We start from the raw sequence: 17,650 nt of genomic DNA, 5'->3' as shown, positions 1-17,650 counted from the left end.
GGGTGGTCATGCCGCACCCTATTGCTCGCCTGCTGCTCGCCCTGCTCCTGTTCAGCGGCGTAGCGCAGGCCACCTATCAAGGGGCTTCGTCCTATACTTTACTGGCTCGGTCATCGGCCAAGCCGACCCAACCCATACTCACGGCCGAACAACGGCAATGGCTCGAAGGCCGTCAGGAACTGGTACTGGGCACGTCGGCGCCAGACTACCCGCCGTTCGACATCACCAGTGGCGGCCGCGACTATCAGGGCCTCACCGCCGAGTACGCGAGCCTGATCGGCACAGCCCTGCAGTTACCCGTACGGGTGCTGCGCTTCCCCAGTCGGCAGGCGGCGGTGGAGGCGCTCAGGCATGGTGATATCGACCTGCTTGGCAGCGCCAATGGCTACGAAGCGGCCAGCGACGGCCTGGCGCTGTCGCAACCGTATGCCATTGACCAGCCGGTGCTGGTAACACGCGAAGACGAAAGCCGGGCGCTCGACATGGACCTGGCCGGCCTGCGCCTGGGCATGCTTTACCATTACCTGCCCAAGCAGGAGGTACACAGCACCTACCCCATGGCCGAGCTGCTGGCCTTTGGCTCCTCCAGCCAGGCCTTGAACGCCGTGGCGTTCGGGCAGGCCGACGTGTACATCGGCGATACCATCTCCACCCACTATCTGCTTAACCGCGGCCACCTGCCGCGTCTGCGCATGGCCAATTTCGGCAAGCACGAGGCCATTGGCTTCGGCTTTGCCTTGCGCCAGCAGGACACGCTGCTGCTGGAGGTGGTGAACGCCACACTGGACAGCCAGCCCCCCGCCCTGCGCGCCAGCATCTTCAAACGCTGGAGCGCCGGCAGCGACCTGCTGCTGACCGAGCGCAAGCTGCAACTGACAGACGCCGAGGAACAATGGCTGCAAGATCACCCGGTGATGCGCGTGACGATCGATGATACGGCTGCGCCGCTATCGTATTTCGATGGCTCGGGGCATTTTCGCGGCATCACTGCCGACCTGCTGGAGTTCATCAGCCTGCGCACCGGCTTGCGTTTTGAAGTGCAGCGTACCAGCGGCATCGCCGACATGATCGCCCGCCTCAAAGATGGCCGCGCAGATGTGATTGCCGCACTGGCCACCGGCGCGGTGACCGACGATGACCTGCAAGTCAGTCGGCCCTACCTGGAGAGCGCCTTCGTGCTGGTAGGCCGCAAGGACGATATGGCCCTGAACACCCTGGAGCAGTTGCAGGGGCATCGCGTGGCGATTACCCGCTACAGCGCCATGAACGCGAAGCTCTCACGGCACTATCCGACAATCGGCTGGGTCGAGACCGAAAGCGGGTTCTATTCCATGGCATTGCTCAACAGCGGGGCGGTGGACGCAGTGATCACCACGTTGCTCGACGCAAACCATGCCTTGGCCAACAACCCCGGGCTGGTCATCCGCACCACGGTGGGCAGCGAGCCCGCCAACTTCGCCATGGCCACAAGCACTCCGTCACAGGCGATGATGTCGATCCTCGACAAGGCGTTGCTGAGCATTTCGCCAGAAGAGCTGGGGGTAATCAACAACCGCTGGCGCGGCTTCGGGCAGCACGACGATGGCAACGGCAACGGCTACAGCCAGCTTGCGCTACAGGTGGTGCTGGGCATGGTCGCGCTGCTGTTGCTGGCCTTGCTCTGGAACGCCCGCCTGCGCCTGCAGATCCGCCAGCGCCAACGCGCCGAACGAGCACTGAGCGACCAACTGGCGTTCATGCGCGCCCTGCTCAACGGTACCCCCCACCCCATGTACGTACGTGACCGCGAGGCCTGCCTGCAAAGCTGCAATTACAGCTATCTGGAAGCCGTGCAAGCCCGCTCCGACGAAGTCATCGGCAAACAGCTGGACGGCAGCCTGTTTGCCGACGAAGAGCAAACCCGGCAGATCCAGGCCGACTACCTGAAAGTCATGGCCGCAGGCTCGCCGTTGATCATGGACCGGCCACTGCGGATCAAGGGCCGCGAAATGACCATCTATCACTGGATACTGCCGTACCGCGACTCGCTGGGAGAGGTGCAGGGCATCATCGGCGGCTGGATCGACATCAGCGAGCGCCGCCAGTTGGTCATGGAACTGCGTCAGGCCAAGCAGCAGGCCGACGATGCCAACCGCGCCAAGAGCACCTTCCTGGCCACCATCAGCCATGAAATCCGCACCCCGATGAATGCCGTCATCGGCATGCTCGAACTGGCAGTCAAGCGCGCCGACCAGGGCCGGGTAGACCGCAGCGCACTGCAGCTGGCCCACCATTCAGCCAAGGACCTGCTGGGCCTGATCGGCGATATTCTCGACATCGCGCGCATCGAGTCTGGCCACTTGTCCCTGGCCCCGGAGGCCGTCGACCTTGCAGCACTGGTCGAATCGGTAGGGCGTATTTTCGAGGGGCAGGCGCGCCAGAAAGGCCTTGCTCTGGAGGTAAAGATTGCACCCGCCGCGCGCTGCCACGCACTGCTCGATCCCCTGCGTTTCAAACAGGTGTTGTCCAACCTGGTGAGCAATGCCATCAAGTTCACCGAGCATGGCCAGGTCCGTATCAGCGTCAGTCTGCAGGATGACGGCAACACCACGCCCGCAGTGCTGGAACTGGAAGTGCGCGACAGTGGCATCGGCATCCATGCCGACGACCTGCAACGCCTGTTCAATCCGTTCATCCAGGCCAACCCGCACAGCCAGGGCGCCCGTGCCGGTACCGGACTGGGCCTGGCCATCTGCCGCAGCCTGTGCGAAATGATGGGCGGCAGCCTGACCATCAAGAGCCTGGAAGATGTTGGCACCCAGGTGCGCCTGAAGATGCCGCTGCAGCGGATTGACGCCGCCCCACCCCCAGCGTCGCTCCTCGAGCACCTCGATGTGCCTGACCCGCAGCTGAACGTACTGGTGATCGACGACCACCCGGCCAATCTGCAACTGATGGCGCAGCAGCTCGGCTACCTGGGCCTGCCGCACGCCAGCGCCCGCGATGGCCGCGAAGGCCTGGCGGCCTGGCGCGCAGGCGACTTCGATGTGCTGGTGCTCGACTGCAACATGCCGCACATGAACGGATACCAACTGGCGACCGCCGTCCGTGCCGAAGAACGCCATGGCAAGCGGCTGCGCTGCACCATTCTCGGCTATACCGCCAACGCGCAGCCAGAGGTGCGCCGCCGGTGCCTGAGCGCCGGTATGGACGACTGCCTGCTCAAGCCGATCAGCCTGGGCACCCTCAGCCAGCACCTGGCGGGCATTCGTCCGCGCCGCCAGCAAAAGCCCCGGCGCAAGCTTTACCATCTGGACGGCCTGGCTGCAGTGGTCGGGCATGACCCCGCCGACCGCCAGCGCTTCCTGCTGGCCTTGCAGCAAAGCCTGCAGGCCGATCTGGCCAGTTTGATGGCGCTGCATCCGGAGCATGACAGCGACGCCATTGCCGAGCAGGCCCACAAGGTGCTGAGTGCGGCCCGCATGCTGGAAGCCCCCGACCTGATGCAGGCCTGCGAGGCGCTGGAGGCCCGCGGCCTGCCCACGCACCAGTTGCGCCTGCGGCGTCAGGCACTGGCGCGGCACATGTGCCGTGTAGAACGGGCTCTGGCCAAGGAACTGGCCACCGGCGCGTGCACACAGGCAGGCAGCCAGACGTGTTAACTGGTAGACTGCGCGGCGTTATTACCTAAGAGGATTGTTTCATGGCCACAAACCGCTCCCGTCGTCTGCGCAAAAAGCTGTGTGTCGACGAGTTTCAGGAATTGGGCTTCGAGCTGAACCTGGAATTCAAGGAAGATCTGGATGACCAGGCAATCGATGCTTTCCTCGATGCGTTCCTGGAAGAAGCGATGGACGCCAACGGCCTGGACTATGTAGGCGGTGACGATTACGGCCTGGTGTGCTCGGTCAAACGCGGCTCGGCCAGCGAAGAACAGCGCGCTGCCGTTGAAACCTGGCTGAAGGGCCGTAGCGAACTGACCAAGATCGAAGTCAGCCCGCTGCTGGACGCCTGGTACCCGGAAAAGCCGATCAACAAGGCTGAGTGATACCTGCCTGGCTTGATCGCTGAAAAGGCTGCCCTTGCGGGTGGCCTTTTTTATTGGCGGTGCTTTTCCGTCGAACGTGGCGCATCGTCGCTACGCTTGGGGCATAATGCGTACTCTTTCGTCGTGGGGCCATCATCTCTTACAGCCCCAGTGCCCTTTTCCCTCGCCGCAGGGTATTTATCCATTATGATCAAAACGCTTCGTCCCTTCATTCTTGCAAGCCTGCTGTTGCCACTCGCATTGCCCAGCCAGGCCGCCGCCGTCAATACCACCCTGCCCGCCAAAGTGCAGCAGGCGCTCAAGGCCAACAAGCTGCAGGACACAGCCCTGTCGCTGGTAATGCTGCCGCTGGACGGCCCCGGCACGCCGACCGTGTTCAATGCCGATGTTTCGGTAAACCCGGCCTCGACCATGAAACTGGTCACTACCTACGCTGCCCTCGAACTGCTCGGCCCCACCTTCCAGTGGAAAACCGAGTTCTACACCGATGGCACCCTGAGCAACGGCGTGCTCAATGGCAACCTGTACCTCAAAGGGGGCGGCGACCCGAAGCTGAACATGGAAAAGCTGTGGCTGCTGATGCGTGACCTGCGCGCCAATGGCGTGCGCACCATCACCGGTGACCTGGTGCTGGACCGCAGCCACTTCGTGCAACCCAACCTGCCGCAGTTCAATGATGACGGCGGCGATGAAAACAAGCCGTTCCTGGTCAAGCCCGATTCGCTGCTGGTCAACCTCAAGGCCCTGCGCTTCGTGGCCCGCAACGATGGGGGCAAAGTCACCGTCGCGGTCGAGCCACCGATTGCCAGCATCCGTATCGACAACCAGGTCAAGGCGGTGGCTTCGAAGCAGTGCACTGGCGATGTGCGCTACAACCCGGTACCCCAAGCCGATGGCATCAGTGTAACCGTCAGTGGCCAGCTGGGTGACGGCTGCAACTCGCAGACCTACCTGTCGCTGCTCGACCACGCAACCTATGCCGCCGGTGCCGTGCGCGCGATCTGGAACGAGCTGGGCGGCAGCATCCAGGGTGGCGACCGCATCGAGAACGTGCCCAAGAGTGCCCGCCTGCTGGCCCGCGCCTTCTCGCCAGACCTGGTGGAAGTGATCCGCGACATCAACAAATACAGCAACAACACCATGGCCCAGCAGCTGTTCCTGAGCCTTGGCGCGCAGTTCCGCACCGATGCCGATGGCGACGATGCCCGCGCCGCCCAGCGCGTAGTGCGCCAATGGCTGGCGAAAAAGGGCATTACCGCGCCGCACCTGGTGATGGAGAACGGCTCTGGCTTGTCACGTGCGGAGCGGGTCAGCACCCGGGAAATGGCCCAGATGCTGCAGGCTGCCTGGAAGAGCCCCTACGCTGCCGAGTTCATGAGTTCGATGCCGCTGGTAGGCATGGACGGCACCATGCGCAAGCGCCTGAAGCGCACCGCCATGACCGGTGAGGGGCACATCAAGACCGGCACGCTGAACACCGTGCGGGCGATTGCCGGCTTCAGCCGCGACAGCAACGGCCATACCTGGGCGGTGGCAGCGATTCTCAACGACCCGAAACCGTGGGGTGCGTCGCAGGTGCTGGACCAGGTGCTGCTCGACCTGTATCGCCAGCCGAAGCTGGCCGGTAGCACCGCGGCCAACTGATTGGTCAGCCAGTACCGGCCCTTTCGCGGCTAAAGCCGCTCCCACAGGTACTGCACAGGCCTCAAGTGCCGTGAAGATCCTGTGGGACCGGCTTTAGCCGCGAAAGGGCCAGTACCGACAACTGGCAGCTACCAGGCGGATTCCCCTTCCACCCGGTCCCGCCCGGCCTGCTTGGCTGTATAGACACCCGCATCAGCCCGCAGCAGCAAGGCGTCGGCGCCCTCCCCCGGCCGCCAGCCCGCCACTCCAAAACTTGCGGTCACCTGGCCCACGCCTTCCACCGGCATCGTGCGCACCCCTTGCCATAACTCAAGCGCCAGCAGCCGCGCCTGCTCGGCATCGCTGCCCGGGCACAGCACCATGAATTCTTCCCCACCCAGCCGGCAGAACACATCAGTACGCCGCAAGCGCTGGCCAATACGCTGACACAAGCTGCGCAACACCCGGTCGCCCATGGCATGGCCGAAGCGATCATTGATGCATTTGAAGTGATCGATGTCGAGCATGATCACGGCCAACGCCAGGCCGTCGCGCTGGGCGCGCTCCAGTTCGACCTTGAGCCGGTCCTGGAAGTAGCGGCGGTTATGGATGCCGGTCAGCGAGTCGGTGACCGACAACGCCCGCAATTCCTCCTCCACACCCTTGAGGTCGGAGATATCCGTCAGGTAGCCATGCCACAGGGTGCAGCCTTGCTCCCCCACCTCTGGCGTCGCTTCGCCACGGACCCAGCGCAGGCCGGCACGCGGCAGGCACACCCGGTATTCCTCGCGCCAGGGCGCCAGGTGCTCGGCCGAGTAACGCACCGAGCGGCGCACGCGGTCCAGGTCATCGGGGTGGATGCGCTCGAACACCAGCGTGGCATCCTCGCGCAATTGCTGCAGGTCCACTTCGTAGATGTCGTACAGGCCTTGGCTGGCATAGGGAAAGCACGAATGGCCGTTGGCATCCAGGCGATACTGGTAAATGCCCCCCGGCACCTCGGCACTGAGCTTTTCCAGCAGCCGGTCGCGCGCCGCCAGCGCCTCGTGTACCCGACGCCGCTCGGTGACATCAATGCAGATGGCCAGGTAGCCAACCCACAAATCCTGCTCATCCAGCATGGCGGTAACCAGCATGTTGGCCACCAACTGGCTGCCATCGGCGCGCAACAAGGTCCATTCTCCAGGTTCGGCGCCATGCGCTTGCACCGTTTCGGCGAACATGGCCTGGCCACCGGCAATCGGGCGACCATAGCGCAGGCTCAGGGCATGGCCGCGCTGGCTCAGTTCCTCGGGCAGCACCAGGTTCTCAAGGCGCAACTGCCCGATCGCCTCGCTGGCCGGGTAACCGAACATACGCTCTGCGCCGGCATTGAAGGTACTGACCACACCCTTGAGGTTGGTGGCGATGATTGCCACCTGGGTCGCCGCATCCAGCACGCTGCGCAGCTGGTTGTGGGTGCCGCGCAGCGACTGCTCGCTGACCCGCAGTTCGGCGGTGCGCTGCTCGACCAGGGCCAAGGCGCGTTGGCGCTGGCTGAACAGGCTGTAGAGCAAGGCACTGAGCAGCAGGCTCAACAACCCACCCAGCAGGACCACCGCCAGCACTGCCGACGAACGATTGGCCTTCACGAACGCCAGGCTCGGCAGGATGCTCAACTGGAAGTGGCGATCGGCCAGGTGCAACTGCTGATTGCTGGCCAGCGACAAGGGGGCGACCTGGTTCAGCGAGTCGAACATCACTTCCGGCCCCTGCAACCCGGACGGATCAACGATGCGCACCACCAGGTTGTCATCTGCCGCCACTGGCCGCCCATCACTGACCAGCTCGCGCATGCTCAGCAAGGCCGTCACATAACCTACTGCTGCGCCATGCGGATTAGCGTCGGAAAACACCGGCGCCACCAGCAGCAAGCCACGCGCGTACGAAGGGATCTCGTACATGGCCAGGGGTTCGGACACCGCCATGCTGCCAGGCCCGAGTGCCCGTGCCAGGGCAGCCTGGGATGCAGCCTGGCCGGCAAGGTCCAGCCCATAGGGCAGCCCTGGCATTTCACCAGATTGGGTATACAGCACAGGGAAGTAATGGTCGCGCAGCGGCGCAGGGCGCCATTGGCCTTGTGCGTCCTGATCACGGATCACATAGTCCGGGCCTGAATGCTCACTGGCATGGCGCTCGAACTCGGCGCGTTGCGCGGCTTCGACACGCGGCGCCCAAGCGTAGGCCAGGGTGCGCTGGAGCAATGGCCGGGCGTAACCGTCAAATTCGAGCGGGGTGACATCGTTGGAAAAGCTGAAGAACCGTCGCAGGCCGTCCAGGCGCTGCTGCTGTTCATCAAAACGCTCGGCAATGCGGCTGAAGCGCTCGCTGGCCAGCAACTCGAAACGCTGGCGCAGCTGCTGCTTGTAGAACGTCTGCGCGGCAAGCGCCAAGGCGGCCGTCAACAGGCCGCCCGCCACCAAAGCCACCAGCGCCACCGCCCAGGCGGACACCGCTTCTGTGCACAGGCCAAATAACCGCGCACGCACGCCACACTTTGACATACACCCATCTCGTCACGTCAGCGTCCTGCGGATTATCTCGCCCTCCTCACATTTATAGCTATTGGCCATTAGCCGCGCAATGTACCTCGTCGGCTCAACGCAATTGCAGGCGCCAGGCGCGGTGGATCCGGTTGTTCCGGGCAAAGTCCGGGTCCAGCGTCTGGGCGGTGATTTCTTCCACGGCATAGCGCGCCATCAGGTGCTCGTCGAGCTGGAACTTGCGGAAGTTGTTGGAGAAATACAACACGCCATCCGGCGCCAGGCGAGCCATGGCCAGGTCCAGCAGCTGTACGTGGTCACGCTGCACATCGAAGACGCCTTCCATGCGCTTGGAGTTGGAGAATGTTGGCGGGTCGATGAAGATCAGGTCGTAGCTGTCGCGGTTAGCCTCCAGCCATGCCATCACATCACCCTGCTCCAGGCGGTTGCGCTCGGAAAAGCCATTGAGCGCCAGATTGCGCCGCGCCCAGTCGAGGTAGGTTTTCGACAAATCGACGCTGGTGGTGCTGCGTGCGCCGCCCTTGGCCGCATGCACCGAAGCCGTGGCGGTGTAGCAGAACAGGTTGAGGAAGCGCTTGCCGGCAGCCTCGCGCTGGATACGCATGCGCATCGGGCGGTGGTCAAGGAACAGCCCGGTGTCCAGGTAGTCGGTGAGGTTGACCAGCAGCTTGACGCCACCTTCGTTCACCTCCTGGAAACGGCCCTCGGTGGCCTGGCGCTCGTACTGGCGCGTACCACTCTGCCGCTCGCGGCGCTTGAGTACTACACGCTGCGGCGAAATACCCAGTGCCTGGGGGATGGCTGCCAGGGCATCGAGCAGGCGCGATTGAGCCTTCTCCGGGTCGATCGAACGTGGCGCGGCGTACTCCTGCACATGCACCCAGTCGTGGTACAGGTCGACCGCCAAGGCGTACTCGGGCATGTCGGCATCGTACAGGCGGTAGCAGTCAACCTGCTCGCGGCGGGCCCACTTGCCCAGTTGCTTGAGGTTCTTCTGCAGGCGGTTGGCAAACATCTGCGCCCCTTCCGACAGGCGCGCCGGCTCACTGGCTACCGGCGCTTGCTCACGGATTTCGGCGTTGTCAGCCTGCGCTTCGCGGCGCTCACCGGTCACGAACTGGTCGGGCTGCACCTTGAACAGCAACAGCTTGCACGGCAAGGCGCCGTTCCAGAACGCGTACTGCTTGTGGCTGCGAATACCCATGCGCTTGCCCAGCTGCGGCGCGCCGGTGAACACCGCCGCCTCCCAGCCCATGCAGGCCTGGCGCAGGCGCTCGCCCAGGTTCTGGTAGAGGTACAGCAGACTGGCTTCGTCACCCAGGCGCTCGCCATAGGGCGGGTTGCTGATGACCAGGCCTTTCTGGTTCTGGTCCGGGCGTGGCTCGAAGGTACTGACCTCGCCCTGATAGATTTTTACCCAGTCGCCCAGGCCGGCGCGCTCGACGTTGTTGCGGCCCGGCTGGATCAGCCGCGGGTCGGCTTCGTAACCGCGGATCCACAGCGGTGGCTTGGCCAGGCCGGCCTGCGCCCGGGCCTGCGCCTCATCGTGTACCTTGCGCCACAGCGCCGGCACGTGGCCGAGCCAGGCACTGAAACCCCAACGTTCACGCTTGAGGTTGGGCGCGATATCGGCAGCGATCATCGCCGCTTCGACCAGGAAGGTACCCACACCACACATCGGGTCGGCCAGTGCGCCACCTTCGGCGGCAATGCGCGGCCAGCCCGAGCGGATCAGCACTGCTGCCGCCAGGTTTTCCTTCAGCGGCGCAGCACCTTGCTGCAGGCGATAGCCGCGCTGGTGCAGGCTGTGGCCGGACAGGTCGAGGGAAAGAATGGCCTCGCCACGGTCCAGGCGCAGGTGCACACGCACGTCAGGGTCGATCTTTTCCACCGACGGGCGCAGGCCTTCGCGGTTGCGCAGCTTGTCGACGATCGCATCCTTGACCTTCAGCGCACCGAAGTGGGTGTTGTCGATGCCCGAGCCATGGCCGCTGAACTCCACCGCGAGGGTGCCGTCGGCTGCCAGGTGGTCGGCCCAGTCAACCGCGTTGACGCCGTCATAAAGGTCGTCGGCGTTCTTCATGGAGAAGCGCTTGAGCACCAGCAGCACCCGGTTGGCCAGGCGCGACCATACGCACAGGCGGTAGGCGGTTTCCATGTCGGCGGCGCCGCGAATGGCCGAGGTGTGCTCACGCACCTCGTCAAGGCCAAGGCCCTTGGCCTCTTCGGCAAGCAGGCTTTCGAGGCCTTTGGGGCAGGTGAGGTAGAGTTCGAAACGGTCCGACATGAGTATTCCAGAGCCTTGGGCTATTTGACTGACGAGGCGACGCATCGCCACGCGATGTTTGCCCGCATGCCTTTCCAGCAGGCGTGCGGGTGGCCTTTTCTGGCACATAAGCGTGCCGCGAAGGGCCGGGCCGCCTGACCGATCTGCGCTCGGCCAAGTGGCAAAGACAGCTTAGATCATCAGGCAGTACAAAAAATTCTGGCGATAGAGGGGCCTGTGTGACCCTTCGTCGCATTTCAAATTATTTCTGTCACCCGCGAGCAACGCTGGCGAAATGACGTCAATGATCAGCAAACCCTGATCATAGCGGGCTAAACCTCAAATAAGGTTAAGTCGCATTTATTTACTTATCCCCTGACCCTATGAAAGGTTACGTGCTTATGACAAATCGATCATTCACACCGTGACTCGCATTCGTTAGAACTGGTCTCAGGCCGCTTCGCAACGAGGCGGCACTTTCAGCTCGCCACGCCGGCAGCGAGCGCAAACCGGCAGAAAGACTCTGCCCGGCCTCAGAGAGGCCGACGGGACATTACAGTCAACAAGTGAGGGCAACACCCTATGAGAAGACTTAAGCGTGATCCGTTGGAAAGAGCATATTCACGTGGCTACCAATACGGGGTCACCGGCAAATCCCGCGAACTTTGCCCCTTCAATCTTCCTTCTGTTCGCCAAGCCTGGATCAACGGCTGGCGCGAAGGTCGCGGTGATAACTGGGACGGAATGACTGGCACCGCTGGCATCCATAGACTCAACGAAAATCACGCCGTTGGCTGATCGAGGACACTGAATTCGATTTACCATGCACGCCCCATCCGGGCGGCGGGCGAAGGCCCAGGGGCCCCTTGAAGGGGCCCTTTTTTTGCCTGTCGATCAAACCCGCGGCATTGCCGCGATAGCGTCCACCGCCTCGCGGATCAGTGCCGGGCCTTTATAAATGAAGCCCGAGTAGATCTGCACCAGGCTCGCCCCGGCGGCGATTTTCTCGGCAGCGTGGCGGCCTTCGGTAATGCCACCGGCAGCGATGATCGGCAGCTTGCCGCCCAGCTCGCCTGCCAGCACCTTGACGATGTGGGTGCTCTTTTCCAGAACCGGCGCGCCCGACAGGCCGCCCGCCTCGCCACCGTACGGCAACCCCTCGACACCTTCACGACCCAGCGTGGTGTTGGTGGCAATTACCGCATCCATACCCGATTCCATCAGCGCGGCTGCCACCAATGCGGTTTCTTCGTCGCTCATGTCCGGGGCAATCTTGATGGCCAGCGGCACGCGCTTGCCATGGGTAGCGGCCAGTTGCTCACGGCGCACGGCCAGTGCATCGAGCAGCTGCTTCAGCGAATCACCAAACTGCAGGCTGCGCAGGCCCGGGGTGTTCGGCGAACTGACGTTGACGGTGATGTAGCTGGCGGCGGTGTACACCTTGTCCAGGCAGATCAGGTAGTCATCGACGGCACGCTCGACCGGGGTGTCGAAGTTCTTGCCGATGTTGATGCCCAGCACACCGCTGTAGCGCGAGGCTCGTACCCGGTCGAGCAGGTTATCGACACCCAGGTTGTTGAAGCCCATGCGGTTGATGATGGCCGTGGCCTCCGGCAGCCGGAACAGCCGTGGCTTGGGGTTGCCCGGCTGCGGGCGCGGGGTGACGGTGCCGATCTCGACAAAGCCAAAGCCCAGCTGGGCAAAACCGTCGATGGCCGCGCCGTTCTTGTCCAGGCCGGCAGCCAGGCCCACCGGGTTGGCGAAGTTCAAGCCCATGACCGAAACCGGCAAGGCCGCCGGCTGCTTGCACAGCATGCCGTTGAGGCCAAGGCGGCCACCGGCACCGATCAGGTCCAGGGACAGGTCGTGGGAAGTTTCCGGAGAAAGCTTGAACAGCAGCTGGCGGGCCAGGGTATACATGGGCGGGCAAGACTCGGGGTGAGTGAGGGGGCGATTATAGCCACCGTGGCGCTGACAGGACAGTAAATCATGGGGCCACTGCAGCCCTGGCACATCGGTTGCACCGGTTTGGCCCACAGCCTAATCAGTACAGGCGAGGAACCTTGTGAACACTGCACCCCGAGCAACGCCCCTGGCCTGGGTCAACGGCAGCGATGCGCCCGAGAAGCCCAGCCTGAACATCGGCTACATGGCCCTGACCGACTGCGCCTCGGTGGTGGTCGCGGCCACTCAGGGCTTCGCCCAGCAACACGGCCTTACCCTCAACCTCAAGCGCCAGGGCTCTTGGGCGGGGCTGCGCGACAAGCTGGTCAGCGGCGAACTGGACGCCGCGCACTGCCTGTATGGCCTGGTCTACGCCGTGCATCTTGGCATTGGTGGCGTACCGGCCAGTGATATGGCGGTGCTCATGGGGCTGAACCAGAACGCCCAGGCCATCAACCTGTCCCCGGCCCTCCAGCGCAAAGGCGTGACCAACCCTGAAGCACTTGCGAGATTGGTGCACCAGCATGGCGCGCGCCTTACCTTCGCCCAGACCTTCCCCACCGGCACCCACGCCATGTGGCTGTATTACTGGCTGGCCAGCCAGGGCATCCACCCACTGCGCGACGTCGACAGCGTGGTGGTGCCGCCGGCACAAATGGCCGCACATATCCAGGCCGGGCGCATCGACGGCTTTTGCGTGGGCGAGCCTTGGGCCGCCGATGCGGTTGCCAAGGCCCAAGGCTTCACCCTCGCCACCAGCCAGTCGATCTGGCCGGACCACCCGGAAAAAGTCCTGGCCTGTGCCCGCGCCTTTGCCGAGCAATACCCCAACAGCGCCCGCGCCTTGATCAAGGCAATCCTCGCCGCCAGCCGGTTCATCGAGCAAAGCCCGGAAAACCGCCGCAGCACCGCGCAACTGCTTAGCGGCAGTGCCTATCTGGATACGCCGCTGGAGAGTATCGAGCCACGCCTGCTCGGCAACTACCAGGACGGCCTGGGCAACCACTGGCAAGACCCGCATGCCCTGCGCCTGTTCGACCACGGCCGGGCCAACCTGCCGTACCTGTCCGACGGCATGTGGTTCATGACCCAGTTCCGCCGCTGGGGCCTGCTGCGCGAAGACCCCGACTACCTCGATGTGGCCCGCCAGGTACAGCAGCTGGCCCTGTACAGCGAGGCCGCGCAAAGCCTTGGCGTGGCCTGCCCTTCGCTGCCGATGCGCAGCAGCATGCTGATTGACGGCAGCTGCTGGGACGGCAGCGACCCCTACGGCTACGCCCGCAGTTTCAGCTTGCATGCACTGGGCGAATTGCCCGATGCCCGTGTCGGCGCGTGAGGGGACCAACATGTTGCGCATCCTGCTGATTGACGACACCCAGCACAAACTCGGCCGCCTCAAGGCGGCGTTGATCGAGGCGGGCTTCGAGGTCACCGAAGCCCCAGGCTTGACCATCGACCTGCCCGCCTGCGTCGAAACGGTGCGCCCGGATGTGGTGCTGATCGACACCGACTCACCTGACCGTGATGTGATGGAACAGGTGGTGCTGGTCAGCCGTGACCAGCCGCGCCCCATCGTGCTGTTCACTGACGAGCACGACCCCGGGGTGATGCGCCAGGCGATCCAGGCGGGCGTCAGTGCCTATATCGTCGAAGGCATCCATGCCGCCCGGTTGCAGCCGATTCTGGATGTGGCCATGGCCCGCTTCGAAAGCGACCAGGCACTGAAGGCGCAGTTGGTGGCACGCGACCAGCAACTGGCCGAACGCAAACGCATCGAACAGGCCAAAGGTTTACTGATGAAAATGAAAGACTGCAACGAAGAACAGGCCTACACCCTGATGCGCCGACAGGCCATGAGCCGGCAGCAGAAGCTGATTCAGGTGGCAGAGCAGATCATTGCCATGCACGAGATGCTCGGCTGAGGTGCCAGGCATGAGATTTCTGGCGCCTGTCAGATCGAGCGCCGCCCGCGCGGCGCTTCGCAGCACAAGGCTGCTCCTACATTTGTTTCGGGCCAATAATTCCTGAGGCAGAGGCGCGCGGCCCCTTGGCGCCTGTCTCAATATCGAGTCGGACAGACAAGGCGGTCGCGCGCAAATGCCACAGGCTTGATTGGCCCGAAACAAATGTAGGAGCAGCCTTGTGCTGCGAAGCTCGATCTCACAGGCGCAGAAAATGTCATGCCGGCCGCTCCCATAAGTTGGCCCATCTCTTGCTGAGCAAACAGCACCGGTAGCCAACGGCGGTTGCCCCACTTAAATCCCGACAAAGACGTCGCTCTCCCCTCCAGCTTCCTGGAGTGGGTAGCGGCGTCTTTTTCGTTCTGTTGCATTGCCGAGTGAGGTGTTCGATGAGTACCAGCTTCTGGAAATCCGGGCATGTGCCCACGCTGTTCGCTGCGTTCCTGTATTTCGACCTGAGCTTCATGGTCTGGTACCTCTTGGGCCCGATGGCGGTGCAGATTGCCGGTGACTTGCAACTCAGTGCACAACAACGGGGCCTGATGGTAGCCATGCCGATCCTCGCCGGGGCGATCCTGCGCTTTGCCATGGGCGTGCTGGTCGACCGCCTGTCACCCAAGACCGCAGGGCTGATCGGCCAGGTGGTGGTCATCGTCGCGCTGGCGGCGGCCTGGCACTTCGGCGTACACAGCTATGAACAGGTGCTGCTGCTGGGCTTGTTCCTCGGCTTTGCCGGCGCTTCGTTCGCCGTGTCGCTGCCGCTGGCGTCGCAGTGGTACCCGCCACAACACCAGGGCAAGGCCATGGGCATTGCTGGCGCCGGCAATTCCGGCACGGTGTTCGCCGCCCTGCTGGCGCCGGCGCTGGCCGCCGGCTTTGGCTGGAACAATGTGTTCGGCTTTGCGCTGATTCCGTTGACGCTGGTGCTGGTGGTGTTCGCCCTGCTGGCACGCAACGCCCCAGAGCGCCCCAAGCCCAAAGCAATGGCGGACTACCTCAAGGCCCTCGGCGACCGTGACAGCTGGTGGTTCATGTTCTTCTACAGTGTCACCTTCGGCGGCTTCATTGGCCTGGCCAGCGCCCTGCCCGGCTATTTCAGCGACCAGTACGGGCTGAGCCCGGTCACTGCCGGCTACTACACCGCTGCCTGCGTGTTCGCCGGCAGCCTGATGCGCCCACTCGGCGGCGCCCTGGCCGACCGCTTCGGCGGCATCCGCACCCTGCTGGGTATGTACAGCGTTGCAGCCATCTGCATTGCCGCAGTCGGGTTCAACCTGCCTTCTGCGGCTGCCGCACTGGCGCTGTTCATCAGCGCCATGCTTGGCTTGGGCGCTGGTAACGGCGCGGTATTCCAGCTGGTACCGCAACGCTTCCGCCAGGAAATCGGCGTAATGACCGGGCTGATCGGCATGGCCGGCGGTATCGGCGGCTTCCTGCTGGCGGCAGGGCTCGGCACCATCAAGCAGCACACCGGCGATTACCAGCTGGGGCTGTGGCTGTTCGCCAGCCTGGGCCTGCTGGCGTGGTTCGGCCTGCATGGCGTGAAACAGCGCTGGCGCACCACCTGGGGCTCGGCTGCAGTCACTGCAGCGCGGGTCTGAGGCACGCCGATGAGCCTGCAACTGAGCTTTGCCCAGGCCAGCGCCACCGGGCCGCGCGCGGAAAACCAGGACGCCCTGCGCCTGGTGACCCCGGCGCCAGAGCTGGCCGCCAGCAAGGGCTACCTGTTCGCCCTTGCCGACGGCGTCAGCCAATGCGCCGATGGTGGCCTGGCAGCACGCGCCAGCTTGCAGGCGCTGGCCTTGGACTACTACGCCACCCCCGCCACCTGGAGCGTGGCCCAGGCACTCGACCGCCTGCTGCTGGCACAGAACCGCTGGCTGCGCGCTCAAGGCAGCGGCCAGCCATTGTTGACCACCCTCAGCGCACTGGTACTGCGGGGCCGACGATTCACCCTGGCCCATGTCGGCGACTGTCGTGTGTACCGCTGGCACGCCGGGCACCTGCAGTGCCTGAGCGAAGACCATGTGTGGGACCAGCCGGGCATGCAGCATGTGCTGAAACGCGCGCTGGGCCTGGACCAACATCTGCTGGTGGATTACCTCGAGGGCGAGCTGCAGCCGGGTGAGTGCTTTTTGCTACTCAGCGACGGAGTCTGGGCCAGCCTGGGCGACCAGCACATCCAGGCGGTACTACGTGAACAGCCCGACCTGCAACTGGCCGTCGACACGCTGGTTGCCAGCGCGCACCTCAATGGCAGCCAGGACAACGCCAGCGCCTTGCTGGTGAAGGTCGAGCAACTGGGCACGGCCAACCTCGGTGACACCCTGGCACAGCTGCAGCAATGGCCGTTACCCGGCCCCCTGCGCGAAGGCCAGGTGATCGATGGCTGGCTTACCGAACAGCTGCTGTCGCACAGCCGCCAGTCGCTGCTGTACCGGGTGCGCGACGGCCAAGGTCAAACCTGGCTGCTCAAGACCCTGCCTGGCGCACGCGAGCAGGAGCCGAAGGCGGCGCAAGGGCTGTTGCTGGAAGAATGGTTCCTGCGCCGGGTCGCTGGCCGACATTTCCCCGAGCTGCATGCAGCCAGCCAGCGGCAACACCTGTACTACGTGATGCGCGAATATCCCGGCCAGACCCTTGCAACGCTGCTGGCCGAACATGGCCCGCTGCCCTTGCCACAGTGGCTGGAAATGGCCCGGCAACTGCTGCAGGCGGTCGGCGTGCTGCACCGGCGCAACCTGCTGCACCGCGATATCAAGCCAGACAACCTGCACCTGGGCAGCGATGGCCAGCTGCGCCTGCTGGACTTCGGCCTGGCCTACTGCCCAGGCCTGTCCGAAGACCCGCTGCACGACGTGCCCGGCACACCCTCCTACCTCGCCCCGGAAGCGTTCGACGGCCAACCGCCCAGCCCACGCCAAGACCTGTATGCCGTGGGCGTGACGCTGTACCACCTGCTGACCGCGCACTACCCGTATGGCGAGGTGGAAGCCTTCCAGCGCCCGCGTTTCGGCCAGCCAGTCAACGCCGCTCGCTACCGCCCCGACCTACCGGAATGGCTGCAGCACAACCTGCAACAGGCGGTGGCCGCCGACCCGGCGCAACGCTTCGAAACGGCCGAACACTGGTTGCTGCTGCTTGAACGCGGCGACCGCCAGGAGCTGCCCAGCCGGCCAAGGCCATTGCTGGAGCGCGAGCCGCTGAAAGTGTGGCGCACGCTGGCCCTGCTGTCCCTGCTGTTCAACCTGATTTTGCTGCTCAGCCTGCTAAAAGGCTGAGCACA

At 64.0% G+C, this 17,650-nt stretch carries 11 protein-coding genes; 8 read left to right on the top strand and 3 right to left on the bottom strand.

Going from position 1 to position 17,650, the window contains the following annotated elements; all coding sequences use genetic code 11:
- Window positions 1–8: 8 nt before the first annotated feature.
- From SB765_RS25925 to dacB, 3 genes are all read left to right on the top strand, one after another.
- Entirely contained in the window at window positions 9–3,641 is a 3,633-nt protein-coding gene (locus tag SB765_RS25925) for an ATP-binding protein (RefSeq protein WP_410932146.1), read from the top strand.
- A 41-nt stretch (window positions 3,642–3,682) separates the two neighbouring features.
- Window positions 3,683–4,027 (top strand): YggL family protein, encoded by a 345-nt coding sequence (locus SB765_RS25920; protein WP_016500779.1) that lies wholly within the window; start codon window positions 3,683–3,685, stop codon window positions 4,025–4,027.
- A 186-nt stretch (window positions 4,028–4,213) separates the two neighbouring features.
- Window positions 4,214–5,671 carry a D-alanyl-D-alanine carboxypeptidase/D-alanyl-D-alanine-endopeptidase gene (gene dacB / locus SB765_RS25915; RefSeq protein ID WP_016500780.1) on the top strand — a complete coding sequence of 486 codons (1,458 nt, stop codon included), beginning with the start codon at window positions 4,214–4,216 and terminating at the stop codon, window positions 5,669–5,671.
- A 128-nt stretch (window positions 5,672–5,799) separates the two neighbouring features.
- Here the strand turns inward: dacB and SB765_RS25910 are convergent, their stop codons facing one another.
- Together SB765_RS25910 and rlmKL are read right to left on the bottom strand one after the other, a co-directional pair.
- The gene (locus tag SB765_RS25910; protein WP_410932145.1) at window positions 5,800–8,193 is read right to left on the bottom strand and encodes a diguanylate cyclase; all 2,394 of its coding nucleotides are present in this window, start codon (window positions 8,191–8,193) and stop codon (window positions 5,800–5,802) included.
- A 94-nt stretch (window positions 8,194–8,287) separates the two neighbouring features.
- On the bottom strand, window positions 8,288–10,480 hold the full coding sequence (gene rlmKL / locus SB765_RS25905) for a bifunctional 23S rRNA (guanine(2069)-N(7))-methyltransferase RlmK/23S rRNA (guanine(2445)-N(2))-methyltransferase RlmL (protein WP_016500782.1): 2,193 nt from the start codon (window positions 10,478–10,480) through the stop codon (window positions 8,288–8,290).
- Window positions 10,481–11,041: 561 nt separating this feature from the next.
- Between rlmKL and rmf the strand changes: the two genes are divergently transcribed.
- Window positions 11,042–11,257, top strand: a complete 216-nt coding sequence (rmf, locus tag SB765_RS25900; RefSeq protein WP_003248687.1) for a ribosome modulation factor — start codon at window positions 11,042–11,044, stop codon at window positions 11,255–11,257.
- A gap of 96 nt (window positions 11,258–11,353) precedes the next feature.
- Here rmf and SB765_RS25895 read toward each other — a convergent pair whose 3' ends face one another.
- Entirely contained in the window at window positions 11,354–12,379 is a 1,026-nt protein-coding gene (locus SB765_RS25895; RefSeq protein WP_016500784.1) for a quinone-dependent dihydroorotate dehydrogenase, read from the bottom strand.
- A 145-nt stretch (window positions 12,380–12,524) separates the two neighbouring features.
- On the opposite strand from SB765_RS25895, the gene SB765_RS25890 reads away from it, so the two are divergent.
- The 4 genes from SB765_RS25890 (at window position 12,525) to SB765_RS25875 (ending at window position 17,645) form a co-directional block, all read left to right on the top strand.
- Window positions 12,525–13,739: a CmpA/NrtA family ABC transporter substrate-binding protein gene (locus SB765_RS25890; protein ID WP_410932144.1), complete on the top strand. Its 1,215-nt coding sequence runs from the start codon at window positions 12,525–12,527 to the stop codon at window positions 13,737–13,739.
- A 10-nt stretch (window positions 13,740–13,749) separates the two neighbouring features.
- Window positions 13,750–14,325 carry an ANTAR domain-containing response regulator gene (locus SB765_RS25885; RefSeq protein WP_016500786.1) on the top strand — a complete coding sequence of 192 codons (576 nt, stop codon included), beginning with the start codon at window positions 13,750–13,752 and terminating at the stop codon, window positions 14,323–14,325.
- Window positions 14,326–14,753: 428 nt separating this feature from the next.
- On the top strand, window positions 14,754–15,965 hold the full coding sequence (locus SB765_RS25880; protein WP_410912590.1) for a nitrate/nitrite transporter: 1,212 nt from the start codon (window positions 14,754–14,756) through the stop codon (window positions 15,963–15,965).
- 9 nt (window positions 15,966–15,974) lie between these two features.
- Entirely contained in the window at window positions 15,975–17,645 is a 1,671-nt protein-coding gene (locus SB765_RS25875) for a bifunctional protein-serine/threonine kinase/phosphatase (protein ID WP_341798021.1), read from the top strand.
- Window positions 17,646–17,650: the final 5 nt, after the last annotated feature.

Source organism: Pseudomonas sp. SIMBA_067, assembly GCF_046534675.1.
Lineage (GTDB): Bacteria > Pseudomonadota > Gammaproteobacteria > Pseudomonadales > Pseudomonadaceae > Aquipseudomonas > Aquipseudomonas putida.
This window is presented reverse-complemented; position numbering and strand designations above follow the sequence as displayed.